Origin of the sequence: Paenarthrobacter nicotinovorans (genome assembly GCF_021919345.1) — a bacterium.
Classification (GTDB): Bacteria; Actinomycetota; Actinomycetes; order Actinomycetales; family Micrococcaceae; genus Arthrobacter; species Arthrobacter nicotinovorans.
This window is the reverse complement of the sequence record NZ_CP089293.1, coordinates 4081879-4102346: the sequence shown is the minus strand read 5'-3', so window position 1 is coordinate 4102346 and position 20468 is coordinate 4081879. Positions and strand designations below refer to the sequence as shown.

The 20468-nt window shown below is 63.6% G+C and carries 27 protein-coding genes; 11 read left to right on the top strand and 16 right to left on the bottom strand.

Annotated elements, in window-relative coordinates; genetic code table 11:
- Positions 1–18: 18 nt before the first annotated feature.
- Entirely contained in the window at positions 19–1419 is a 1401-nt protein-coding gene (locus JMY29_RS19085) for a glutamate decarboxylase (RefSeq protein WP_189076775.1), read from the bottom strand.
- Positions 1420–1606: 187 nt separating this feature from the next.
- Here JMY29_RS19085 and JMY29_RS19080 point away from each other — a divergent pair, with 187 nt between their 5' ends.
- On the top strand, positions 1607–1801 hold the full coding sequence (locus tag JMY29_RS19080) for a hypothetical protein (RefSeq protein WP_026267446.1): 195 nt from the start codon (positions 1607–1609) through the stop codon (positions 1799–1801).
- Here the strand turns inward: JMY29_RS19080 and JMY29_RS19075 are convergent.
- On the bottom strand, positions 1770–3617 hold the full coding sequence (locus JMY29_RS19075) for a glycoside hydrolase family 15 protein (protein ID WP_018779781.1): 1848 nt from the start codon (positions 3615–3617) through the stop codon (positions 1770–1772). The two genes, JMY29_RS19080 and JMY29_RS19075, sit on opposite strands and share 32 nt — an antisense overlap.
- Before the next feature lie 136 nt (positions 3618–3753).
- Between JMY29_RS19075 and JMY29_RS19070 the strand changes: the two genes are divergently transcribed.
- From JMY29_RS19070 to JMY29_RS19060, 3 genes are all read left to right on the top strand, one after another.
- On the top strand, positions 3754–4650 hold the full coding sequence (locus tag JMY29_RS19070) for an SDR family oxidoreductase (protein ID WP_039243358.1): 897 nt from the start codon (positions 3754–3756) through the stop codon (positions 4648–4650).
- A 107-nt stretch (positions 4651–4757) separates the two neighbouring features.
- Positions 4758–4988 carry a DUF6458 family protein gene (locus JMY29_RS19065; protein WP_018779783.1) on the top strand — a complete coding sequence of 77 codons (231 nt, stop codon included), beginning with the start codon at positions 4758–4760 and terminating at the stop codon, positions 4986–4988.
- 112 nt (positions 4989–5100) lie between these two features.
- Complete coding sequence (locus JMY29_RS19060; RefSeq protein ID WP_189076776.1) at positions 5101–5385, top strand: hypothetical protein; 285 nt, start codon at positions 5101–5103, stop codon at positions 5383–5385.
- Positions 5386–5725: 340 nt separating this feature from the next.
- Here the strand turns inward: JMY29_RS19060 and JMY29_RS19055 are convergent, their stop codons facing one another.
- The gene (locus JMY29_RS19055; protein ID WP_189076777.1) at positions 5726–6319 is read right to left on the bottom strand and encodes a histidine phosphatase family protein; all 594 of its coding nucleotides are present in this window, start codon (positions 6317–6319) and stop codon (positions 5726–5728) included.
- Between the two features lie 308 nt (positions 6320–6627).
- Here JMY29_RS19055 and JMY29_RS19050 point away from each other — a divergent pair, with 308 nt between their 5' ends.
- Positions 6628–8073 (top strand): serine/threonine-protein kinase, encoded by a 1446-nt coding sequence (locus JMY29_RS19050; protein ID WP_189076778.1) that lies wholly within the window; start codon positions 6628–6630, stop codon positions 8071–8073.
- Between the two features lie 8 nt (positions 8074–8081).
- On the opposite strand, the gene JMY29_RS19045 is transcribed toward JMY29_RS19050, so the two are convergent.
- Positions 8082–9311: a GAF domain-containing sensor histidine kinase gene (locus JMY29_RS19045; RefSeq protein WP_110506057.1), complete on the bottom strand. Its 1230-nt coding sequence runs from the start codon at positions 9309–9311 to the stop codon at positions 8082–8084.
- A 77-nt stretch (positions 9312–9388) separates the two neighbouring features.
- Here JMY29_RS19045 and JMY29_RS19040 point away from each other — a divergent pair, with 77 nt between their 5' ends.
- Positions 9389–10801 carry an MFS transporter gene (locus JMY29_RS19040; protein ID WP_079582413.1) on the top strand — a complete coding sequence of 471 codons (1413 nt, stop codon included), beginning with the start codon at positions 9389–9391 and terminating at the stop codon, positions 10799–10801.
- Positions 10802–10808: 7 nt separating this feature from the next.
- Here JMY29_RS19040 and JMY29_RS19035 read toward each other — a convergent pair whose 3' ends face one another.
- The 9 genes from JMY29_RS19035 to JMY29_RS18995 all read right to left on the bottom strand — a co-directional run bounded on the left by JMY29_RS19035 (position 10809) and on the right by JMY29_RS18995 (position 14994).
- A complete protein-coding gene (locus tag JMY29_RS19035; RefSeq protein ID WP_189076779.1) occupies positions 10809–11138 on the bottom strand; it encodes a hypothetical protein in 330 nt (109 codons plus the stop codon).
- The gene (locus JMY29_RS19030) at positions 11135–11761 is read right to left on the bottom strand and encodes an Asp23/Gls24 family envelope stress response protein (RefSeq protein ID WP_079582411.1); all 627 of its coding nucleotides are present in this window, start codon (positions 11759–11761) and stop codon (positions 11135–11137) included. The genes JMY29_RS19035 and JMY29_RS19030 overlap by 4 nt, the downstream gene beginning before the upstream one ends.
- Positions 11758–12354, bottom strand: a complete 597-nt coding sequence (locus JMY29_RS19025) for an RNA polymerase sigma factor (RefSeq protein ID WP_018779791.1) — start codon at positions 12352–12354, stop codon at positions 11758–11760. Before JMY29_RS19025 ends, JMY29_RS19030 begins: the two co-directional genes overlap by 4 nt.
- Before the next feature lie 90 nt (positions 12355–12444).
- A complete protein-coding gene (locus JMY29_RS19020) occupies positions 12445–12675 on the bottom strand; it encodes a CsbD family protein (protein ID WP_018779792.1) in 231 nt (76 codons plus the stop codon).
- A 76-nt stretch (positions 12676–12751) separates the two neighbouring features.
- Positions 12752–13357 carry a hypothetical protein gene (locus JMY29_RS19015; protein ID WP_039243352.1) on the bottom strand — a complete coding sequence of 202 codons (606 nt, stop codon included), beginning with the start codon at positions 13355–13357 and terminating at the stop codon, positions 12752–12754.
- Positions 13354–13947: a DUF6286 domain-containing protein gene (locus JMY29_RS19010; RefSeq protein WP_189076780.1), complete on the bottom strand. Its 594-nt coding sequence runs from the start codon at positions 13945–13947 to the stop codon at positions 13354–13356. Before JMY29_RS19010 ends, JMY29_RS19015 begins: the two co-directional genes overlap by 4 nt.
- A complete protein-coding gene (locus tag JMY29_RS19005) occupies positions 13944–14321 on the bottom strand; it encodes a hypothetical protein (protein ID WP_055973584.1) in 378 nt (125 codons plus the stop codon). Before JMY29_RS19005 ends, JMY29_RS19010 begins: the two co-directional genes overlap by 4 nt.
- Positions 14318–14509, bottom strand: a complete 192-nt coding sequence (locus tag JMY29_RS19000; protein WP_018779796.1) for a DUF2273 domain-containing protein — start codon at positions 14507–14509, stop codon at positions 14318–14320. The genes JMY29_RS19005 and JMY29_RS19000 overlap by 4 nt, the downstream gene beginning before the upstream one ends.
- Positions 14506–14994 carry an Asp23/Gls24 family envelope stress response protein gene (locus JMY29_RS18995; RefSeq protein WP_039243350.1) on the bottom strand — a complete coding sequence of 163 codons (489 nt, stop codon included), beginning with the start codon at positions 14992–14994 and terminating at the stop codon, positions 14506–14508. Before JMY29_RS18995 ends, JMY29_RS19000 begins: the two co-directional genes overlap by 4 nt.
- A gap of 188 nt (positions 14995–15182) precedes the next feature.
- Between JMY29_RS18995 and JMY29_RS18990 the strand changes: the two genes are divergently transcribed.
- The 4 genes from JMY29_RS18990 (at position 15183) to JMY29_RS18975 (ending at position 17804) form a co-directional block, all read left to right on the top strand.
- On the top strand, positions 15183–15479 hold the full coding sequence (locus JMY29_RS18990; protein WP_110506052.1) for a hypothetical protein: 297 nt from the start codon (positions 15183–15185) through the stop codon (positions 15477–15479).
- 100 nt (positions 15480–15579) lie between these two features.
- Positions 15580–15783 (top strand): hypothetical protein, encoded by a 204-nt coding sequence (locus JMY29_RS18985; protein ID WP_026267449.1) that lies wholly within the window; start codon positions 15580–15582, stop codon positions 15781–15783.
- Between the two features lie 131 nt (positions 15784–15914).
- Positions 15915–16715, top strand: coding sequence for a DUF1206 domain-containing protein (locus JMY29_RS18980; protein WP_018779800.1), 801 nt, complete (start codon positions 15915–15917; stop codon positions 16713–16715).
- Positions 16716–16868: 153 nt separating this feature from the next.
- A complete protein-coding gene (locus JMY29_RS18975) occupies positions 16869–17804 on the top strand; it encodes an SDR family oxidoreductase (RefSeq protein WP_189076781.1) in 936 nt (311 codons plus the stop codon).
- Here JMY29_RS18975 and JMY29_RS18970 read toward each other — a convergent pair.
- From JMY29_RS18970 to JMY29_RS18960, 3 genes are all read right to left on the bottom strand, one after another.
- Positions 17801–18676, bottom strand: coding sequence for an AraC family transcriptional regulator (locus JMY29_RS18970; RefSeq protein ID WP_189076782.1), 876 nt, complete (start codon positions 18674–18676; stop codon positions 17801–17803). The genes JMY29_RS18975 and JMY29_RS18970 overlap by 4 nt on opposite strands.
- Before the next feature lie 166 nt (positions 18677–18842).
- A complete protein-coding gene (locus JMY29_RS18965; protein WP_064723438.1) occupies positions 18843–19100 on the bottom strand; it encodes a hypothetical protein in 258 nt (85 codons plus the stop codon).
- On the bottom strand, positions 19093–19362 hold the full coding sequence (locus JMY29_RS18960) for a GlsB/YeaQ/YmgE family stress response membrane protein (protein WP_018779804.1): 270 nt from the start codon (positions 19360–19362) through the stop codon (positions 19093–19095). Before JMY29_RS18960 ends, JMY29_RS18965 begins: the two co-directional genes overlap by 8 nt.
- Positions 19363–20013: 651 nt before the next feature.
- Here JMY29_RS18960 and JMY29_RS18955 point away from each other — a divergent pair.
- Complete coding sequence (locus tag JMY29_RS18955) at positions 20014–20466, top strand: hypothetical protein (RefSeq protein ID WP_018779805.1); 453 nt, start codon at positions 20014–20016, stop codon at positions 20464–20466.
- Positions 20467–20468 lie beyond the last annotated feature (2 nt).

The window sequence follows — 20468 nt, the reverse complement described above, 5'->3', positions numbered from 1 at the left end:
ATCCTCTCCTTCGCATGTTTAGTGGTGGAAGCCCTCAGGCTGTTTGTCCATGGGCATGGGTGACGTGAGGCTGTCCAGGTACTCCACTGCCTTGGTGAGGTCGGCCAGAAAACTGGAAGCGAGATCACGGGTGAATCCGTTCCGCACCACGATTCTCTGGACTGTTACCTCACTCAGGCCATCAGGCAAGGGATAGGCGGGCACCAGCCAGCCGTTCATGCGGAGGCGTTCGGACAAGTGCTTGAGGTTCCATTTGTCCGTGTAGCCCTCCGTGAGCTGCCAGGCGAAAACGGGGATATCCGAGCCGTCGCTCCAGAGGGTGAATGCGTCCATGGCTCCAATCTCGCTGGAGAGGTACAGGGCTACATCCCGGGAAGTGGCCTGGACGGACCTGTACCCTGCAAAACCGAGCCGGAGGAACAGGTAGTACTGCAGGAGGACCTGTGCCCCGGGCCGGGAGAAGTTCAGCGCGAACGTGGGCATGTCGCCGCCCAGGTAACTGACGTGGAAGATCAGGTCTTCGGGGAGCGCATCCGCGTCCCGCCACACCACCCAACCCAGGCCCGGGTAGACCAGTCCGTATTTGTGTCCGGAGGTGTTGATCGAGGCGACCCGGGGGAGCCTGAAATCCCACACCGTTTCGGGCTGGAGGAAAGGTGCCACCATCGCACCGGACGCGCCGTCAACGTGGATTGGGATGTCCAGGCCGCGGCTTGCATGGATCGCATCCAGCGCATCGGAGATCAGCTGGACGGGTTCGTAACGGCCTGTGTAAGTGACACCGAGGATGGCGACGACCCCGATGGTGTTTTCGTCCACGTACTTGTCCAGGTCGTGGCCGTCCAGCATGGGATGTTCGGCAGAGACCGGCACAAAGCGGGGTTCAACTTCCCAGTAGTTGCAGAACTTTTCCCAGCACACCTGGACTGCTGAACTCAGGACGAGGTTGGGTTTGTCGGTTGGCTTGCCGGCCTTGCGGCGTGCGTGTTGCCAGCGCCGTTTCAAGGCCAGTCCGCCCAGCATGCAGGCTTCGGAGGATCCGATGGTGGACGTGCCAATGCTTTTCCCGGGATCCGGTGAGTTCCAGAGATCGGCGAGCATCCGCCAGCACCGGGTTTCGATGAGTGCGGTTTGGGGGTACTCGTCCTTGTCGATCATGTTCTTGTCGAACGTCTCGGCGTACAGGGTGGACGCTTCGGTTTCCATCCACGTCCCTACGAACGTTGCGAGGTTCAAACGGGAATTGCCGTCCAGCATCGCCTCGTCGTGGACAACCTGGTACGCGGTGGCGGGGAGGGATTCACCGTCCGGAAGGGTGAACCGGGGAAAGATGGTGGATTCTCCGGGCCTGCTGAACAGGGGATTGAGTTCGACGGCGGTGTCCGGTTCGTGGTGGGACGTGTGGTGGGATCTGCTCACGGGGCAACTCCTTGGATTCGTTCGCTCGCGGTGGGGCAACTCGTCTGCGGCTCACGCTACCCGTGGCCGGCCACGCACCCAAGTATTGGACATGCTCGACGGCGGGAGGTCGCCGTCGGACGTCAGGACCGTTCCGGTCTGGAAACTGCCGCTATCGCAAAAGCCGCGACGATGGGACGATCTTCCTATGGGCGAACAAGAGAAATACCAGCCCGCCGAGCCGGCCGGCATTGCGTCAGAGGATGCGGGAGCTCCAACAACCCAACAGATGCGGACCGTCGGGCAACGCAGGCGCGAAGCCGAGCGCAAGCTTGACCTGCATCTGGAAGAGGCGCGCCACAAGGGTGAGGCTACTGAAGACGGGGATCATTCCGAAGGGTAGAGCCACTGGAACTCCCGGCGCCGCCAAACGGGGTGTCGCTCTTGCGGGCCTCCCCGTGGTGCAGTTGCAATGCACTGTGAATCAGCGGGAAGTGGCTGAACGCCTGGGGAGTGTTGCCCAGTTGCCGTTTGGTGCGGGGATCCCACTCTTCGCTCAGCAGGCCGACGTCGTTGCGCAGGCTGAGCAGCCGCTCGAAGAGTTCTGTGGCTTCGTCTGTGCGCCCGATGCCAAGCAACGCGTCCACCAGCCAGAACGAACAGGCCAGGAAGACCCCTTCGTCGCCAGGTAATCCGTCGTGTCCGGACTGGGTCCGGTACCGAAGAACCAGTCCGTCCTCCGTAAGGCCCTTCCGGACGGCGTCCACGGTCCCGGCCACGCGCGGATGCCGGTGCGGCAGGAACCCCACACGGGGGACCAGCAGCAGGCTCGCATCCAGTTCCTTGCTCCCGTAGGACTGCACGAAGCTGTTGAGGTCCTCGTCGAAGCCCTTGGTCATCACGTCATTGTGGATTTCGCTGCGGAGCGCCGCCCAGCGGTCATGCGGGCCGGGCAGTCCGGAGGTCCGCACGGCTTTGACCATGCGGTCGGCCGCTACCCATGCCATGACTTTTGAATGGGTGAAGTCCCGGCGGGGTCCGCGCATTTCCCACAGCCCGTTGTCCGGCTGGTTCCAGGCCCCTTCGAGGTATTCCATCAACGCCACCTGGATGTCCCAGGAATTGTCGACGGTGTCCTTGAAAGCGGCCCGGGTCAGTGAAAGTCCGTCCAGGACTTCGCCCCACACATCCAGTTGAAGCTGCGGAGCTGCCGCGTTCCCGGTTCGGACAGGCGCCGAACCTTCATACCCGGACAGCCACGGAATATCGGCCTCCGGAAGCCTGCGCGCGCCGTCGAGTCCGTACACGATCTGAAGTTGTGAGGGGTCGCCGGCGATGGCCCGCAGCAGCCAGTCCCGCCAGGCGGAGGCCTCTTCCGTGTAGCCCGCGGCGAGCAGAGATTGCAGCGTCAGGGTGGCGTCGCGCAGCCAGCAGTACCGGTAGTCCCAGTTCCGCGGGCCGCCTATCTGTTCGGGCAGGGACGTCGTGGCGGCGGCCACGATGCCACCGGTGGGGGCGTAGGTGAGCGCTTTGAGGGTGATGAGGGACCTCTCGACCGGCTCCTTGTACCTCCCAGCTATCTGGCTGCGGCCGATCCACTCGAGCCAGTACGATTCCGTGGCGTCAAGCGCCCGCAGGGGGTCGATGCGCCGGGGTTCGCGCTCATGGCTGGGTGCCCACCGCAGAACGAACGGGACCCGGTCGCCGGCACGGACGGTGAAGTCGCTGTAGGTCCGGTTTTCCCGTCCCATGAGCGGGGCGTGGGTGGTGAGGTAGGCGGAATCCGGCCCGGCAACAGCGCTGATGCCGTGCTTGCTGCGACGCACCCAGGGCACGACGCTGCCGTAGTCGAAGCGGAGGACGAGTTCCATATGCATGTCCACCTCGCCGGACAAGCCTTCGACGATCCGCACGAGGTCCACGGCGTCGTCGCGGACGGGCATGAAGTCGATGACCTTCACCGAGCCGCCGTCGACTTCCCAGACAGTCTCCAGGATGAGGGTGTCTTCCCGGTACGCGCGGCGGGTGCTGTTGCCGCCGTCGGGAGTGCCGGCAGGTGCCAGGAGCCAGCGCCCGGCTTCGGGCGTGTGCAGAAGCGCCGCAAAGCAGGCGGGCGAGTCGAACCTCGGCAGGCACATCCAGTCAATGGACCCGTTCCGCCCCACCAGGGCGGCAGTGTTCAGGTCCCCGATGATTGCGTAGTCCTCGATCCTGGCCATGGAACCGATCCTAGTCTGCGTCGCCGGCCTCCTTGGTTGAGGCTCGACGGCGGCAGTCGTCGCCGGGGTTTGGGTCTGGTCTCGCTTTCGAGTGCGTGCTACCACTGTCGTAGGAACAAATCCCTGAGGAGAAGTTGTGGCCGAAGACCTGCCTGTCCTTGTTGTTGGCGCCACGGGTTTCCTGGGCGGCCAAGTGGTTGATGAGCTGTTGCGCCGCGGCAGGAAAGTCCGTGCGCTGGTTCGCCCGGGCTCCAAAGCCGCCAAGCTGGAGGCCAAAGGGGTTGAGGTCGTCCGCGGCGACATGCTGGATACCGCCTCGCTGATCGCGGCCATGACGGGCGTTTCCGCAGCAATTTCGACGGCGGCCGGCTATACCCGGAATGACAGGAACGCCAAGGTGATCGACAGCTACGGCAACAGCAACCTGGCCGTCGCTGCAAAGTACGCCTCCGTGCCGCGCTTCGTGTTGATCAGCATTCTCACCTGCGACGAAACACCCCAGATCCCGCATTTCTGGAACAAGAAGCTGGCGGAGGATAAGTTCGAGGAACTCGGCGTACCGTTTGTCGCGCTGCGTCCCGGCGCGTTCTTCGACCAGGCTGTGGGAATGGGCGGGGATCCTTTCGCGAAGGGGCGTTTCGTGTGGCTCGGGTCCAAGGACGCGCGGCTGACGTTCGTTTTGGCAAGCGATCTCGCCGCTTACCTGGCAGCTGCCGTTGACGCTGACATTGTGGACGGCGAGCGCATCGATATCGGGTGGACGCGGCCGCTTAGCATGCAGGAGGCGGCCGGAATCGCAGGTCGTCGGGCGGGGAGGGAGATCAAGGTGCGGTCCGTTCCGGCCGGGGCCATCAACGGGCTCGGCAAGGTCACCGCCAAGGTCCTTCCACTGGTGGCGGATATGGCCAGCATGGTGGCGTGGTTCGAGACCGGGAAGTATGTTGCGGACACTACCCGCCAGGAGCAGGTCTTCGGTCCTGTGCCGACCCCTGAGGACGCCATCGGCCGGGTGGCTGCGCGGTACGGCCACTAGCAGCCGTGTCTTCTGATGGCTGGCGGGCACGGTAAATCATAAGTATCCTGATGACACGGATCCGGCCACGCCCTGTACATGCGCCGGACATACATGAGGAGCACGTTATGAGAATCGGTTCTTCCATTGCCCTGATTGCCATCGGAGCTATTCTGGCTTTCGCGCTCGCCCCCGGAATCATCCCTTTCCTGGACCAGGTCCTGGTCGGTTACATCCTGATAGTGGTGGGAGTCATCGGCCTCATCATTTCGATCGCCATGTCCAACAGGACCCGCCGCACGGTCGTTGAGCGCCGCGGCGATCCCCACACCGTCGTCGAACGGCGCCCCGAGATCTAGCAGCCACAGCCAACGGAAGAAGCGCGCGACGGCGGCCTCCCGCCGTCGTGCGCTTTCTGCGTCCGGTGCGGGGCTGGTCCGGCCCTACCGCCCAACGGCGTAGGCTGCTGCCATGGAGCAGACATTCGACATCGAATTGGTGAATCAGAACGAGTACTTGGTGCGTTGGGCTTCGGAAGGGCAATCCGGGGAATCCCTGATCCACACCAATCCCGCGTTCCTGGCCGAGGTGGGGCTCGAAGGCATTGATGAGCAGCGGATCGTGGAAGAAACCACCAGCTACCTCGCCGAATGCCAGCCGGTCATCGACTTCCCGCAAACGGTGGACCTGGAAGAAATTGCGGCGGCGTACACGGACTACACCGAACAGTTGAAGTCGCGGCTTCAGGCCAAATAGGACTTCCGCGTCACGATCCTGCCTTTTCCGCTACTTAACCTGCGTCCGGTCAGTCGGCGTCCAAGGGAGTAGCGGCCATCAATACCTTCACGCCCGAGTCGATCGCTGCATGGGCATCATCCCTCGATTCCAGGACCACGCTTTGCTTCGACATCGCCGGGATTCATCGGGGCAAGGTGACGTTTTATGCGGGGCCAGGGTCAGCCGGGAACCAGGCAATCGCAGTCTTCGATCTTCCCGGAGCCGGAACGTTCCTTGCCCGCCACCTTGGTGGGGCAATGGAAGACTGGGTAGCCGGCCTGCTTGAGGAAGCCAGGAGACTTGCTCCGGAAAGGCCTGTTCAGGCCTGAACGTCTGCCGCGATGCGCTCGCCGTTGAAGTACTCAAGCTGCCAGCCGTCAACAGGGTGATGGTGGGCGAGGTTCAACACAGCGTTCTGGACACTGTCCAGGGTGCGGCCAATCGCGCGGCTCAACGTCAGCCGGATCAGCGTGCCGTGGGCAACCACCAGAACGCGCTTGCCTGCGAACTCCTGGGCCAGGGACTCCAGCGCAGCAATGCCGCGCGCGGCAGCGTCGTCGTCACTTTCGCCACCGCGGAAACCGCCGGGGATGCGCAAGGCCTCCAGTTCCGGTCCGGCCTGCAAACCTTCCGCCGGCCCAAAGCTGCGCTCAGTGAGGTCCGGCACCAGCCGGGCCACGGAGAGTCCTAGTCCGTTGGCGATGATTTCCGCCGTTTCTGCCGCCCGGCTCAGCGGCGAGGACACTACCGTGTCCCATTGCTGGCCGGACAGGAAGGCGACGGCGTCGCGCGCCTGGCCGCGCCCGACGTCGTTCAAGGGGATGTCAGTGGCTCCCTGCAACCGGCGCTCCGCGTTCCAGTCGGTCTGGCCATGGCGGACGAGGGCGAAAGTTGTGAGGGTCATGCTTCCCATTGTGCCCTGCCGGCCAAAGGGGCGCAGTTCCCTGCGTCACGTACGGAAACGCCCGACGGCGGACGGGCGTATCGCCCTGATGAGGCCCTTCGTGAAGCGTCCCATTGTCCTTACCGTGATTTAATCAGTATCCTGATGACTTATCTGGTGAAACCGGATGATGCTGTTTGAGCTGAGTTGCTCAGGCCGCGAGGGCTGAAGCAACCGGCCAAGCGGCTACGTGAAATGTGATTGACGGCATTACTTGGTACCGGCGGGCAGAGATTGGGTCCGTGCCGCGCCAGGTGGTCCCAAAGGACGTGACAACCGTGGGCTACAACGAAATAACCGTGGGCGCTGGCGCCCCCGATTCCGTGAACGGCACGGAAACAAGCGGCGCACTCGACGGCCGCTACCAACTTGGACCCCTCCTGGGCCGCGGCGCGATGTCCACTGTCCATCAGGCGACTGACCTGGTCCTCGGCCGTGAGGTTGCTGTGAAGATCTTCCTCCCCGGCTCCGGCGACGAATCGTTCCGCACCCGCCAGGAAACCGAAATGCGCCTCCTCGCTGCCTTCGACCATCCCGGACTGGTGGCAGCCTTTGACGCGGGCGTCGATACGCGCAACGACGAAGAACGTGCCTACCTGGTCATGGAACTCGCCCAAGGGCGGGACCTGCGCGCCCTCCTGGCCGACGGGCCGCTCACTGTTCCCGAAACCGCGCGGATCGGGATCCGGATCGCCGGAGCCTTGTCCCAGGTCCACGAACACGGCGTCATCCACCGTGACATCAAGCCGGCCAACATCCTGGTGTCCGACGACGACGGGCTGGCTCAGTCGGTGAAGCTGGCGGACTTTGGGGTCGCCCTGGTGATGAACGATAACCGCCTCACCGCGACCGGATTCACCGTTGGCACGGCGCAGTACCTCAGCCCGGAGCAGGCGCAGGGCCTGCACCTGACGCCAAAAAGCGACATCTACTCGCTGGGCCTGGTGCTCCTGGAATGCCTGACAGGTCATGCGGAGTATCCGGGTACGCCGGTGGAGACAGCCTCGGCGCGTCTTCATAGAGCCCCGCAGATTCCGCTGGAACTGCCTGCTCCGCTGCGCTCCCTCCTGGAGGCGATGACGGACATGGACCCGGAAAAACGACCCGCGGCCCAGGACGTGGAGCAAGCGCTGTCGGAGGAGGGTGTCCAATCAGGGCGCAGGACTGCGATCCTTCCGCCCGTCCCGCAGCGGACTCCGCTTCAGGCGCCGACGGCGTTGACGCCCAATGCGGGTGGCCTTGCCACCCGACCGGCGGCTATCCGGCCGCGGAACAGGAAGCCGGCGACGGTTGCCGGAATCCGTGACTTCAGTAAACGGCGGCCCAAGACCGCACGGGGTGTGGCAGCTGCAGCAGTGGCCATTCCCCTCGCCCTGCTGGTGCTTTCCCAAGGGCTGTCCTCGGCCGGCAATACAGCCGACCCGTCCCAGCCTTCCGATAACGGTGTGTCGCAGGCCGATCCGCAACCTTCCTCGCCGATCCTTCCGGTGCCGGCAGCTCCTTCGCCCTCCGCGGTTGTGCCGGCGGAAGTAGTCAACGTGCCAGTGACATCGGTGCCGGAGCAAGCCCCGGAACCGGTGGTGCAGGGCATCCCCGTTCAGGACCTCCCCGTCCAGGCCCCCTCAGGCCAGTCTCCGGCAGATATGAACGGCGCGGACATTGCCAAGACCAAGAGCGATGGCAAGAGCGACAAGAAGCCTGGGAAAGACAAGGCCGCAAAGTAGCCCGGCTTCTACGTCCCGGCCGGAAAACTCACCGCAATAGTGGTGCCGCCGCCGGGGGTTTCGGCGATGCTGAGGTCGCCGCCGTGGGCTTTCGCGATGCTGCTGCAGGTTGCCAGGCCCAGCCCGGAACCCGGGCCGTCGCCTTCCCGGCGCAGCCGCACCAGGGGTTCCAGAACTTTGTGGCGGTCCTCGGGTTTGATGCCCTTGCCGTTGTCCGCGATGTAGACGGTTGCGCCATGGTAATTGGAAACACCGCTGATGCTGACCCTGGGATCCCGCTCGGGGCTGCGGTAGTTCATGGCGTTGGACAGCAGGTTCTGCAGGAGTGTCCGCAGCTGCCCACGGTCCGCGTGCACAGTGATGTCCTGGACGTCAACGATTCCGTCGTTCTCTATTCCAAGATCCCTCACCACCTCTTGGGTGACCTCGAGCAGCGAGACGCGGGCAGGCTGGATGCCGCCACCGACGCGTGAGTAGCTGAGGACGTCTTCCAGCATCCCCAGCATCCGCCGCCCGCTGGCGCCAATGCGGTCCAGGTACCGTGCAGCGGGGCTGTTGGGCTCAATGTCGGGGTCGTCCTCCACCAGTTCGACGTATCCGAGGATGGTGGTCAGGGGGATGCGCAGGTCATGGCTTACCCGTCCGGCGAATCCTGCGAGCTTGGCGTTGCTTGCCCTGAGCTCGGAATAGGTGCGGTCCAGCTGGGCGGTACGGTGCTGAAGTTCCAGGAGCTCAACCACCTGCTTGGCCAGAACCTCCAACATCCCGAGCTGTTCCTGGCTCAGTTCCTTGGTCTCGTCCGAGAAAACACACAAGGTTCCCGGCACGAAGCCCGATTCGGTTTGCAGCGGCACCGACGCGTAGAAGCGGACGTTGCCTATTTCTCCCGTGACAAAAGGGTTGTCGGCAAAGCGTGGATCCCGGGAAGCGTCTGCCACCACCGTCCGCTCCCGGGAGAGGAAGACCTTGGCGCACATCGAGTCCTCCCGGGAACAGACACCGGGCTCCACGCCCCAGGCCCCGATTTGGTGCTGGTATTTGGCGCTGATGATATTGACTACCCCAAACGGGGCACCGCAAAGCTCAGTGGCGAGCCGTACAAGGTTTTGCAGGGCGCTCATGACTGCGGCGTTGGGAAGGAGGACGGAATCCACTGCCGGATCAAGGCCGTATTCCTGGAGTTCCATGTCCCGGCCGAAGTCCGTAGTGAAAGCCAGCCGTCCCTGAATTTCCGTCATTGAAACAACCCCCAGCAGTCTTTTGAATTCCCTGCCGATACTACCGGGAGGTTGGCCCCGGTGGTTTACTGGGACGCATGACCGAGCAGGAACCGGCCGCCGCCGGGTCTACTGGCAATGTCAATCCTCCGGAACGCACGCCCGCGGAGAGAACACGGACCTTCACGGGGATCCTGGTCAACACTGCCCTGGCCAACATCACCACCAGCTACCTGTGGTTTGCGCTGACGTTCTGGGTGTACCTGGAGACCCGCAATGTGATTGCTACGGGGGTGATCGGCGGGGCCTACATGCTGCTGATCGCGCTGTCCAGCATTAGCTTCGGCACCTTCGTGGACCGCTACAGGAAGCTCGCGGTGATGCGCTTCGCCGCCGGATTTACGCTGGTGATGTTCGTGCTGTCCGGGGTGATGTTCCTGCTGACGCCGGAACAGGCGCTGTTGGACCTGTCCCAACCGTGGTTTTGGATCTTCACCTTGATTATCCTTGTCGGCGCGGTGGTGGAGAACATGCGCAACATCGCCCTGTCCACCACGGTCACCATCCTGATCGAACCGGACAAGCGTGCCAACGCCAACGGACTGGTGGGGATGGTCCAGGGGTTGATGTTCATCGTCACCTCGGTCCTTTCAGGACTGTCAGTGGGACTGCTGGGAATGGGCTGGACCGTGGTGGTGGCCTTGGTGCTCACAGCCCTGGCCTTCGCGCATCTGCTGACGTTGCGCCTGCCGGAGGAGGTCCGGGCAGCAGCATCCGACGCCCACGGCGGGTTCGATCTTCGCGGATCCTGGGCAGCCGTCATGGCCATCTCCGGGTTGTTCGCCCTGATTGTTTTCTCCACCTTCAACAATTTCATCGGCGGGGTCTACATGGCATTGATGGACCCTTACGGCCTGGAGATGTTCCCCGTGGAGATCTGGGGCACGGTGTTCGCGGTCGGCGCCACCGGCTTCATCCTGGGCGGGGCGCTGATCGGAAAGTTCGGGCTCGGCTCCAACCCTTTGCGGACCCTCCTCATCGCAGTGGCGGTGATGGGGCTCGTCGGAGCTGTCTTCACCATCCGCGAATGGGCTTGGCTCTACATTGCCGGGATTTGGCTCTACATGGCACTGGTTCCGGTGGTGGAAGCAGCTGAGCAGACGGTCATTCAGAAAGTTGTGCCCCTGTCACGGCAAGGAAGGGTCTTTGGTTTCGCCATGGCCTTCGAATCCGCAGCGGCCCCCATCACTGCGTTCCTGATCGCACCGATTGCCCAGTTCTGGATCATCCCCTACGCCCGCTCCGCGGAAGGTGCCGCGCAGTTGGCGCCGCTTCTGGGGGAAGGAACCTCCCGGGGCATTGCCTTGGTGTTCCTGGTGGCGGGCCTGATCATGATCGTCGTTGCCCTGCTTGCTTTCCTGGCCCCGGTCTACCGCAGGGTCACGGCCTCCTACGCGCAGGCAGCCGAGGAGGAACAGAGCGAGGACGCGGACAGCCCGTCCTCCCGTTGAGCCGCGGTCAGGCGTCGATTTTGGCCACCAAAACCTCGACGACGGCGGGCACGTTGCCCAGGTGCCTGCGGATCGCCGCGGCTACTTCGCGCGCCACCTGCGGAGCCGGCAGGAGGTTTCCGACGCCGATCCGGGCTTTGACGGCCACCACGCCGTCTTCCCCGGTCAGGCTTATCAACGGCAACTGTTCGCCGGTTACTGCCGCCACGGCCGCCCCGGCAATCGACTGCCACAACGGCTGGGCCGGATATACCGCTGAGACTCCCTCCACTGCCTGGACGATGCCGAGCAGTTCGTCGGCCAGGGCGGGAGACTTGGCTTCCACATGCTCCGTCATGGCTGGTCCTCCTTGTTCGGGGTCATGCCTGGCTTGTTCGGGGTCATGGCTGGCGCGGGGAGCTCCAGCACATCGGTGACAGTGATGTTGATGGCTTGGATGTTCAGTTCGGTCTGGACCTCCAGTACCTTCGCGAGTTCGTTGCGCAGTGCAGCCGCGCGCTCTTCCATGGCGTGTCCGTAGACCACTGCGATCTCCACCTCCACAGTGATGCCGGCTCCCGGCACGGTAATGTCGCCGAGCAACCTGCATTTACCCGCGGCCGTTCCCGGGAAGGAATCGGCCACCGAACGGATCAGGGCCGACACCGAGCCCTCGGTTTCCCAAAGGGTGTCCTGCGGGTCCTCCGCGCGCAGCGGGATGCTCCGTCCGGGCCGCAGCTCCAGGCGCAGGTTGTCCAGGATGGTCTGCATCCAGTCGTCACTGCCCGAACCGGCGTCGGCTACGTCAGCTGTCAGCAACTCATTTCCGAGTTCCGAGAGCCGGCGCAGGGAGGCCAGTCCGGCCTGGCACTCAGGGCATGAGTCCAAGTGCGCCGGATCCGCAATCTCGCCCGTGTCCAAATAGGCACTCAGTTCCGCGAGACTGTGTCCGCATTCCAAGGCATCGCCGGGGGTTTTCATCGCCACTCCTCCATTGTGCGTGCAAGGGCAATCCGTGCCCGGGCCAGGCGGCCGCGGACGCTGGCGGGGCTGATATTCAAGGTCAGCGCAATCTCCTCATAGCTCAGGTCATTGAATTCCTTGAGTACCCAACAGCGCCGCTGCTCCTCGGGAAGCCGGGCGAGCGCCGACTTCAACGCATCCACCCGGGAGGCATTGACGGCGGTGCTTTCCGGGTCCGGGGTCCGTTGGCCGGACGGGGCATCGACGTGGTTTTCGAGATCGTCCAGGGCCAGGTGGTTGCGCCGTTTTCGCAGGTGGTCGATGCTGCGCGTGCCCACAATGCGGAGCAACCAGCTCTTCACCGCTGCGGGATCACGGAGTTGGTCCAGCTGTTTCCAGGCCTGCATCAGGCTTTCCTGGACGACGTCGTCCGCGTCAGCCAAGGTGCCCGTGAGTCGTCGTGCAGTGGCCCGCATCAATGGACCATGGCGCCGGGCGAGTGCTTCGAAAGCGGCAGTATCACCATCTGCTGCCCTGCCTGCGAGCAACGCGTCCGGCACGAGGTCCAGCTGCTGCTGTGCGGTGGGCGAAACCGCAGGTGAACCAGTCACGTTTCTGCCTTTCAAGTGGTGTGAGTCCGGCTGATCCTCGGATGGGCAGGGACGGTCCCGCCATGAAGCGGAACCGTCCCTGCTCCCGTCCTACTTGTCGGTGAAGCCTTCCTTGAGCTTCCGGGCAGCGTCCTTGATGTTCCCGGTGATGTCGGCAGCAGCGTCCTTGACCTTCTCGCCGGCTTGCTGGAGCTTGGCCTGGGCCTGATCCTGCTGGCCTTCCCGCTCGAGGGTGGAATCGCCGGTGAGCTTACCGGCGCCCTCCTTGGCGGCGCCAAGGTGCTCGGTGGCGGCATTGTTGATCTTGTCGTTGATTCCCATGGTGTTCCCTTTTCTTTTCGGTGCGCGGCTCTGAGTTGCCGTGCAGTTTGTTTACGTGGAGTACTTTGGCTGACTGTCACCGGGCGCGCCGTGATGAGGACACTTGTGTCCGGGTGCCGCTGGTGATTCGCACCAGGACGGGCATCGGATGTCCCAGCCAGGCATCAATTTCCTGGAGCAGTTGTTCCACCGTGTCGCCGATATCCCGGGGGGATGCGCCTTTGCGGGCTTCGAGCCGCAGCCGCAGAGCCGTTCCGCGGCGTGATTCCCAGGCTGAAACGGAGGTCGCCAGCACGTCGGGGTTTCCGTTGAGGGCTTCCTTGATGGCTGCGGAAACCAGCCCCGCGTCCACGACCGTCCGGCCTGCGTTGCCCTCTGAGCGTTCGGCCAGGCGGGGTGTCTTTCCGCCACCCTGCGACGCCAGCCACGCTGCGCCAAGGACCGCACCGGCCAGCAGCACGGCAATTCCCAGCGCCAGCCACCAGCTCCGAACCGGGTCCGGCAAGGGGGCGGTGCCCGCCAGGTTGCGCACGTGCTCCCGAACAGAGGAGAGGTTTGTTTCCCAGAAACCTGCGGCCCCGGGGAGGGTGCCGGCCGCGATGAGTGCGGCGCCGGCGCCCAGCAGGATGATCCCCAGGATGGTGAGCAGGATCCGGTTGAGGGCCCGGTTCGTGTTTCTCATTGCCCTACCGCTCCTTCGTTCAGAATGTGGACGCTGGACCTGACGGGGCGGTCCAACGCGTAGGCGGCCAGTTCGCCGTCGACCGCTGCCTGGATGTCTTCCACCGCCAGTGGTTCGCCCGACGTCGGACGCACCTGGACGCGTACGGAACGTCCGCCAACGGTGGTGGTCACCTGGCCCGGGGCCAGGCCTGCGGCGCGTCGGGCCGCCTTGGAAACCGCCGCCGCCATGACTTCGTGATCCACCACGACGGCGGCGCGTGCGCTGCCGAGGGCCCGGCGTTGCTTGCGGCCGCTGCCAAGGGCAAGTCCAAGAAGCAGCAGTGCCACGATTCCCAGTCCGGCTCCGGCCGCCACCATGCCTGCCTGTGTGGTGTTGGCCGGAAGCTCAATCAGCCACCGGAGCATCTGGGCCGGGCTGGCGAGCACCGGCTGGTCCTTGAGCAGCCACAACACTGATTCCAGTGCCAGCCACAGGAAGACGGCTATCAGGAGGGACGCGGCCACGATTGACGGGACCGCCCTCGAGGAGTGGGTTTCGCGTCTGATCAGACGGCGGCTTGCCGTGTCCTTGCTGATTCCACTGCTCATTCCACTCTCCTTTCCCTGGGCTGTTCGGCCTTCCCGCCGGTGAGGCGGATGTCTACCCGGCCTATGTCCAGGCCAGTGATTTCCCGCCCCCGCGCCACGATCTGCTCCCGGGCGGATTGGGCCTGTTCGAATACCGTGTCCCCACCGTTCCGTGGCTTCAGGAGCTGGGGGAGGGCCAGCTTGACGGACACACTGACGCCGAGCTTCCCGGCGTCGTCGTCCAGCGTTGCTGACACGTTGCCCGTGGCCACCCGGAACGCGTTGGCGGTGACCGATTCCACGGTCTTGCGGATGGCGGTGTGGGTGAGGCGGTTGTGCCCGGCCCGGTCCCCGGCGTCCATGCCAGGCCGAGGGCCGGCAGCTGCCCGGTTCATGAGGAGGAACGCTTGCCCCGCAGGGCATCAAGCACCCCGCGAAGGTCAAGCTTTCCCTCGGCGGAACGGCCCAGCACCGCACCGACCCCCATGAACAGTGCCGTGAGCAGCAGACCCCAGAATCCGAAGGCCAGGCCTGCCAGGGCGAGGACTGCCCCTATTGCCAGGCCGGCGATGGTGGGACTCATGCGACCCTCGGCTCACGCTCGATGTCGTCAGCGTCCGCGTCTTCCGACGGAACGTGGATGTCCGTGATGGTGACGTTGACCTCGGTGACTTCCATGCCCACGAGGTCCTCGATCGCGGTGTAGACGGCATTGCGGGCGTTGTCCGCAACTTCCTGGAGCGGGTGGGGGTATTCGACTACCAGCGTCACGTCGACGGCTACCTGGGTTTGGCCCACTTCCACGTTGACGCCCTGGGTGAGGTCCTTCTGGCCGACCTTCTCCCGCAGGTTGCCGATGGCGCGGGCGGCGCCGCCGCCCAGGGCGTGTACGCCAGGGATTTCCTGGATGGCGATGCCGGCAATCTTGGCGACTACGCCGTCCGCGACCGTGGTTGCGCCTCGGCCGTCCTTGCCCTTGTCCCTTTCCGGAGCGTCCACAGTCGATACAGAGCTGTTTTTGGTGTTCTTGGCCGGAACGTCAGCGGGGGTGTGCGTTTGGATCGTCATGGCGATGGCTCCTTGTCTGTTGTGCGGCGCTTGTTGTGCGCCGTCATGAATAAGACGTGCGTGCCAGGGAATTCCTCACGCTCGAAATCCTGTGATCTGGGTCACTGCCCATGCGAGGCGCTGGCGCATGTAGTTAGTTTGCCATATAACTAGTTTATCGAGACACATCTTCACGGGAGGGGTACCAAATGACTGCAGTGGTTATGACCGGGACGAAGGACGCGACTCTTCCGGAAATCTTGAAGGAAGCCCCTGTTTCCACGCCGTCGAAAAGAACCGGGCTTCTTGACCTGGTGTGGACGGCGGCCGCCCGAGTGGAGGGTCTCCAGTGGGAAATGGATGAGGCCGAGGAGTCCTTGGCCCAGGCCATGCGAAGCGCAGTGACGGCAGGAGCAGGCCTGCCGGACCTGGCGATCGCATCCGGGATGAGCTTCGCGGACATCGAGCAGTTAATGGCACAGCAGGTGGCCGGTCCCAAACCTTGAGCAAATCTTGAGATGACCCGGCGTCGTTCTTGAGGACGCTGCCCGATGGTTGAACCATCAGCTATTGGAGTTGATGGGAACTTCCAGGAAGGCGACCGAAATGACTGCTCAAATCACCGCCCCGACCAATGGTGCCGGCGAGGCCAACACCGCCCCGGACGTACGTCCCTTTACTGCGGAGGCCAACCATCAGCCGGCGGATTCCCCGGTCCAGGGTCGAGCAGTCGTGACAGTCCGCGAGCAGTTCAACCCTCTTGGTGCGGGGCTGCGGAGTATCTGGCCCCAGTCGGTCGTCGGGTTCTAGGATCTTTTTGGTTTTTCTACGGGCAGGCACCCAGGTGCCTGCCCGTCGTCGTTAATGCCGTGGCATTCACGGGGTGCGGGTGGGACGATGGTGTCCATCGGAAACTAAGGAGGCTTGTCATTAAAGAGGAGATGAGGAAGGCCGCCGATGCGGCCGAAGAGGCCTCAAACTCGCGGACCTTCGAGATCGTTGCGCGTGCCGGGTACGCCGTCAGCGGGCTGCTGCACGTCCTCATCGGAGTCATCGCCCTCCAGCTGGCGTTCGGGCGCGGTGGCGAAGCCGATGTGTCAGGAGCGGTGGCCTCGCTGGCCAGCCAACCTGTGGGTCCGGTGCTCCTCTGGGCCTGCTTCGGTGCCTGCGCGGCGCTGGCGTTGTGGCAACTGGGTAACGCCATCCTTGGGGAACGGACCTCCAGCAAGAAGCTCACCAAAAGACTGTCCGCCGCAGGCCAGGCGCTCGTGTTCGCGGCCTTGGCGGCGACGATCGTCTCGTTCATCATGGGCCAGGGCAAAAACAGCCGCGAGTCCAGCAGCGATTTCACCCTCACCCTCCTGAGTGCTCCCTTCGGGGTGTTCCTGCTGGTCGCGATCGGTGCAGGCATCGCCATCACGGGCATCGTGTTCGCCGTGCGCGGCTTCCGGCAAACGTTCAAACGGGACATCTCGTTGTCCTCGGAGGAGGCCGTCCGCAAGTTCCAGGTCGGCGTGGGCGTGGTGGGCTACATAGCGAAAGGCATTGCCCTGTTCCTGGTCGGCCTGCTGGTGGTCATCGCCGCCATACGTGCCCAACCGGAGCAATCAACCGGCCTGGATGGAAGCCTGAAGGCGCTGCGGGAACAGCCATATGGGCCGTACTTGCTGGCCGCCGTCGCCGTCGGGCTGATTGCCTACGGGCTCTTCCTGATGGTCAAGGCCAAGTCCCTCCGGACCTAGCGATTTCCGGTGGGTCCTGCCAAGGGAGCCGAGCACCGTTTAGGGGCCCGGGTGGTGGGTACAGGTCCAACAAACCGTGCGATGAGCCAAACCGTGCGATGGAACACCGGTTCGGTGAATCCTGCGAGCAGGCTACCTGAGAGGGGCAGAATCATGACTCACGACGATCCACGCCGGAATGACGACCCGGAAGCAGGCGGGCATCGCCTCGCCTCCGCGCCCTCGGATCCCCGGAGCGGCTATTACGGGGATGAATTTCCCCGCCAGGAGCAGCAACAGCCAGGCCTGACCAAGCCCCTTGACCCACAGCCCGACCACGGCGAAAAAAGCTACGTTGGGCACGGCCGGCTGCAGGGCAAAACGGCGCTCATAACCGGTGGGGACTCCGGTATCGGTGCCGCAGTGGCCATCGCCTACGCCCGGGAAGGTGCCGATGTAGCCATCAGCTACCTCCCGGAAGAGGAAGAAGACGCGCAATCGACGTCGGACTGGATCCGCGAGTGCGGTGCCCGGGTCCTACTGCTGCCCGGCGACGCGCGGGACGAAGGCTTTGCCGCCGAAATCGTGGAACGCACTGTTCGGGAGCTCGGCGGCCTCAACGTCGTAGTGCTGAACGCGGCCTACCAAAAGAACAGGGAGGGCCTGGAAACGATCCCCACTGAGGAGTTCGACCGCGTCTTCAAGACCAACCTGTACTCCCTCATCTGGACGGCACAAGCGGCCATTCCCCACCTCCGCCCCGGAGCGTCGATCATCGTGACCGCATCCATCCAGGCTTTCAATCCCTCGGCGCAACTGGTGGATTACGCCATGACCAAGGCTGCCCAGGTGGCCTTTACCAAGGCCATGGCCGAGGAACTCGGACCCAAGGGAATCCGCGTCAACGCTGTGGCGCCCGGTCCCATTTGGACTCCGTTGATCCCCGCCACCGAGTGGCCGGACAAGTTGCCCTCATTTGGTCAGGACACGCCCTTGGGCCGTGCCGGACAACCCGCGGAGCTGGCTCCTGCATACGTCCTGCTTGCCTCCGACGAGGGATCCTACATTTCCGGTGCAGTACTGCCCGTGACGGGAGGCAAGGGGCTCTAGGCCGGGGCAGAACCTGCGGTATCCCTTTCCACGGGAATCCACAGTTGGCCACGGCCGTGTGTTCCGCCTGCCTCAACCTGGACACTGAGCATTTCGGGTCCCGGCGCCCATCGGTACGGGTTGGCCGGGAACCACTCAGTGGCGGCGTCCGCCCACATGCTCTGAAGAACCTCGGGGAACTTTCCTTCGGCTTCGAAGACTACCCACTGTCCGGCGGGGACCCCCAAGGAATCAAGGCCTTCCGGAGCTGCCCTGGTGGAGGCCACAGCATGCCAGTAGTCCAGCTCGCTTCCTTCGGTCCGCTGCTCATGGATGTTGTCGGTGACAGACAGTGGACCTGAGGGGTCCGTGTCGGCCAACTCAAGCAACCTGGCCGTCAGCGCAGGGTCCAGGCTTCGCTGGAAGTCGATGATCGCCTGGTTGGGCCCCGAGTGTACGAGCGGTATGCGGGCCTTCAAGCCAATCAAGTGGAAAGCTCCCTTATCCACTATGCGGTGTTTCATATCGGTATTCCCTTCAACGCGGAGATGGAACCTCAGTTGAGGTTGGGAATGGAGTACCGCTCCGGGACGCCGGGCCTCTGAGGGTGTCAGCCCATGCATTGCCTTGAAGGCCCGCGTGAACGCCTCGGCCGACCCGTATCCGTAGCGGACGGCAACGTCCAGCACGGTTGCGCCTTCCAGGATTTCCGCCGTCGCTGCGGTGAGGCGGCGTCGTCGGATGTACTCGGAGATGGGTATCCCTGCCAGTGAGGAGAACATCCTCCTGAAGTGGTATTCGGAGGTCAGTGCGGCCTTGGCCAGCTCGCTGACCTCCGCGGTCGCGGCCAGATCCTGCTCGATGATGGCCATGGCCTGGTTCCACTCCTGCACAGTTGCCTCCATTCCTTGGGAACGACGCTACGCGGCCCTGTCCGCACATGCCCCGACAATCCATGCCTGAAAATATCAGTGCCTTTCGCCAACGCAAGAACCCGGAGGCTGCAATGCAGTCCTCCGGGTTCTTGCGTTGATTCAGTTATTCACGAGGCGGGAGCCACTACGGCCGGCCTGAGCCTGCTTCTTCATCCGGTTCGGACGAGAACGGCCGGTCAGCCGGGGTGTCTTCCGTGTTCTTGGCGTCGAGTTCGGCATCTGCTGAAGGCACAGTCGACTCGGCGTAGTCACCCTCGGTGTAGTCTCCGCCAGCATCTTCCTTCAGGGTTTCCGGCGACGCTCCTGCGTCTCCGTAATCCCCCTCGGTGTACTGGCCGTCGAGTTCTTCACCGTTGGCATCGCGGTTCTGGTTATTAGCCATGGGTAGCCCTGCGGTTGGTAACGAGGCCGTAGATCAGCAGCACGATGATCGAGCCGCCGATGGCCAGGAGCCAGGTTGTCAGGGAGAAGAATTCCTGCAGGCCCGTGTTGAAGATCAGGCCACCGATCCAACCACCCAGGAGGGCGCCGACGACGCCGAGGATGAGCGTGATGAACCAGCCACCACCCTGGCGGCCGGGGAGAATAAGTTTAGCGATAGCGCCGGCCAAAAGGCCGAGCAGAAGAAAACCAAAGAAACCCATTTTTGTTCCTACTTTCATGTCGATGGAAATTCCACGGACGCGATTAAGCGAGTAAGTTCACCGGGGGCCGATGCTGCGGTGCGGGCATCGCAATGGGGCCCCGGAGGCCCTATGGAATGTAAGGAGAGGAATTGCTCATTCGACTCCGATGTATTTGTTATATCCAGCCAATAAAGCACTCCTGCCAATGGGTCGGACTTGGTACTACATATGCAACGCTAGCCGCTCGCGGCACAAGTAGCAAGTAACCTGACTATCTACTTGTCATGGCCGGGAAGCCGGAAGTGCTGCGAATGGTGCTTTGACCAGTCATGCGGGGCGGTCCCGGTGGGGTTCCCGGCGTGGTTGCGTTCTCCGGCCGTGGAAGGTGCGCAATCCGGCTCTTCGCCACCCGGTAAAGTCCTGCTTTTCCCGGTGCTTGCCGGCAATGACCTTGCGTCACTCCCGGAATATCGAGGCGCCCCTCGATCCCTTTGTTCCAGTAAATGACAATTCGCACGGACCAATCTTTGCTTTTCACCAAGGCGATGGAACCAGCTGAGTGCAGGCCATTACATGGCCCGGTCATTGGGGGCCGGACTATTGGCAGGTGACAGGGCGCGTGGAGCGGGACTAGGGTCGAATAAGAACACCTCTGAAGGAGTGAGTGCCGTGAAAGGTAAAGCATTGTTCGCCGTCGGCGTGGCTGTTGGCTACGTGTGGGGGTCAAAGTCCTGGCCGGAAGTGTACCGGCGGGTCCGCGGAGGCACCGAGAAAGTCCTGAAGAACCCAGAGGTCCAGGAGAACGTCCATCAGGCTGCAGAGACAGTCCAGGAGACCGTTCCGGACATTCTGGAAAATCTGTATGAAGCCGGCAAGAAGCTAATGGAGAAGGCGGAAACCATGTTCCCTGGACACAACTCATCCACGTCCGGTGATCGGGCGGACTCCACTGGCGGCGAGGAGACCAAGGCGGCCACAGTTCCCGTGGCGGCTCCTGCTCCTGCCGTAGCCTCGGACGTCGTGTCCGATCCTGCCCTCGACGACACGACAGGTACGGACTGGACCGATGAGGGCGGCGCGGCGCCGGAAGGCCCGGCAACCAACACGCCACCCCGCCACTAGTA

Excerpts from the sequence above, each read along its gene's own strand:
- JMY29_RS18960 (WP_018779804.1), bottom strand. The coding sequence starts at position 19,362 with ATGGGTTTCTTTGGTTTTCTTCTGCTCGGCCTTTTGGCCGGCGCTATC.
- JMY29_RS18965 (WP_064723438.1), bottom strand. The coding sequence starts at position 19,100 with ATGGCTAATAACCAGAACCGCGATGCCAACGGTGAAGAACTCGACGGC.
- JMY29_RS19035 (WP_189076779.1), bottom strand. The coding sequence starts at position 11,138 with ATGACGGAGCATGTGGAAGCCAAGTCTCCCGCCCTGGCCGACGAACTG.
- JMY29_RS19055 (WP_189076777.1), bottom strand. The coding sequence starts at position 6,319 with ATGGGAAGCATGACCCTCACAACTTTCGCCCTCGTCCGCCATGGCCAG.
- JMY29_RS19000 (WP_018779796.1), bottom strand. The coding sequence starts at position 14,509 with ATGAGTCCCACCATCGCCGGCCTGGCAATAGGGGCAGTCCTCGCCCTG.
- JMY29_RS18985 (WP_026267449.1), top strand. The coding sequence starts at position 15,580 with ATGACTGCTCAAATCACCGCCCCGACCAATGGTGCCGGCGAGGCCAAC.
- JMY29_RS19020 (WP_018779792.1), bottom strand. The coding sequence starts at position 12,675 with ATGGGAATCAACGACAAGATCAACAATGCCGCCACCGAGCACCTTGGC.
- JMY29_RS19065 (WP_018779783.1), top strand. The coding sequence starts at position 4,758 with ATGAGAATCGGTTCTTCCATTGCCCTGATTGCCATCGGAGCTATTCTG.
- JMY29_RS19080 (WP_026267446.1), top strand. The coding sequence starts at position 1,607 with ATGGGCGAACAAGAGAAATACCAGCCCGCCGAGCCGGCCGGCATTGCG.
- JMY29_RS18995 (WP_039243350.1), bottom strand. The coding sequence starts at position 14,994 with ATGACGATCCAAACGCACACCCCCGCTGACGTTCCGGCCAAGAACACC.
- JMY29_RS19060 (WP_189076776.1), top strand. The coding sequence starts at position 5,101 with ATGGAGCAGACATTCGACATCGAATTGGTGAATCAGAACGAGTACTTG.
- JMY29_RS19075 (WP_018779781.1), bottom strand. The coding sequence starts at position 3,617 with ATGGCCAGGATCGAGGACTACGCAATCATCGGGGACCTGAACACTGCC.
- JMY29_RS18980 (WP_018779800.1), top strand. The coding sequence starts at position 15,915 with ATGAGGAAGGCCGCCGATGCGGCCGAAGAGGCCTCAAACTCGCGGACC.
- JMY29_RS18975 (WP_189076781.1), top strand. The coding sequence starts at position 16,869 with ATGACTCACGACGATCCACGCCGGAATGACGACCCGGAAGCAGGCGGG.
- JMY29_RS19010 (WP_189076780.1), bottom strand. The coding sequence starts at position 13,947 with ATGAGCAGTGGAATCAGCAAGGACACGGCAAGCCGCCGTCTGATCAGA.
- JMY29_RS19040 (WP_079582413.1), top strand. The coding sequence starts at position 9,389 with ATGACCGAGCAGGAACCGGCCGCCGCCGGGTCTACTGGCAATGTCAAT.
- JMY29_RS19045 (WP_110506057.1), bottom strand. The coding sequence starts at position 9,311 with ATGACGGAAATTCAGGGACGGCTGGCTTTCACTACGGACTTCGGCCGG.
- JMY29_RS19015 (WP_039243352.1), bottom strand. The coding sequence starts at position 13,357 with ATGAGAAACACGAACCGGGCCCTCAACCGGATCCTGCTCACCATCCTG.
- JMY29_RS19005 (WP_055973584.1), bottom strand. The coding sequence starts at position 14,321 with ATGAACCGGGCAGCTGCCGGCCCTCGGCCTGGCATGGACGCCGGGGAC.
- JMY29_RS18990 (WP_110506052.1), top strand. The coding sequence starts at position 15,183 with ATGACTGCAGTGGTTATGACCGGGACGAAGGACGCGACTCTTCCGGAA.
- JMY29_RS19030 (WP_079582411.1), bottom strand. The coding sequence starts at position 11,761 with ATGAAAACCCCCGGCGATGCCTTGGAATGCGGACACAGTCTCGCGGAA.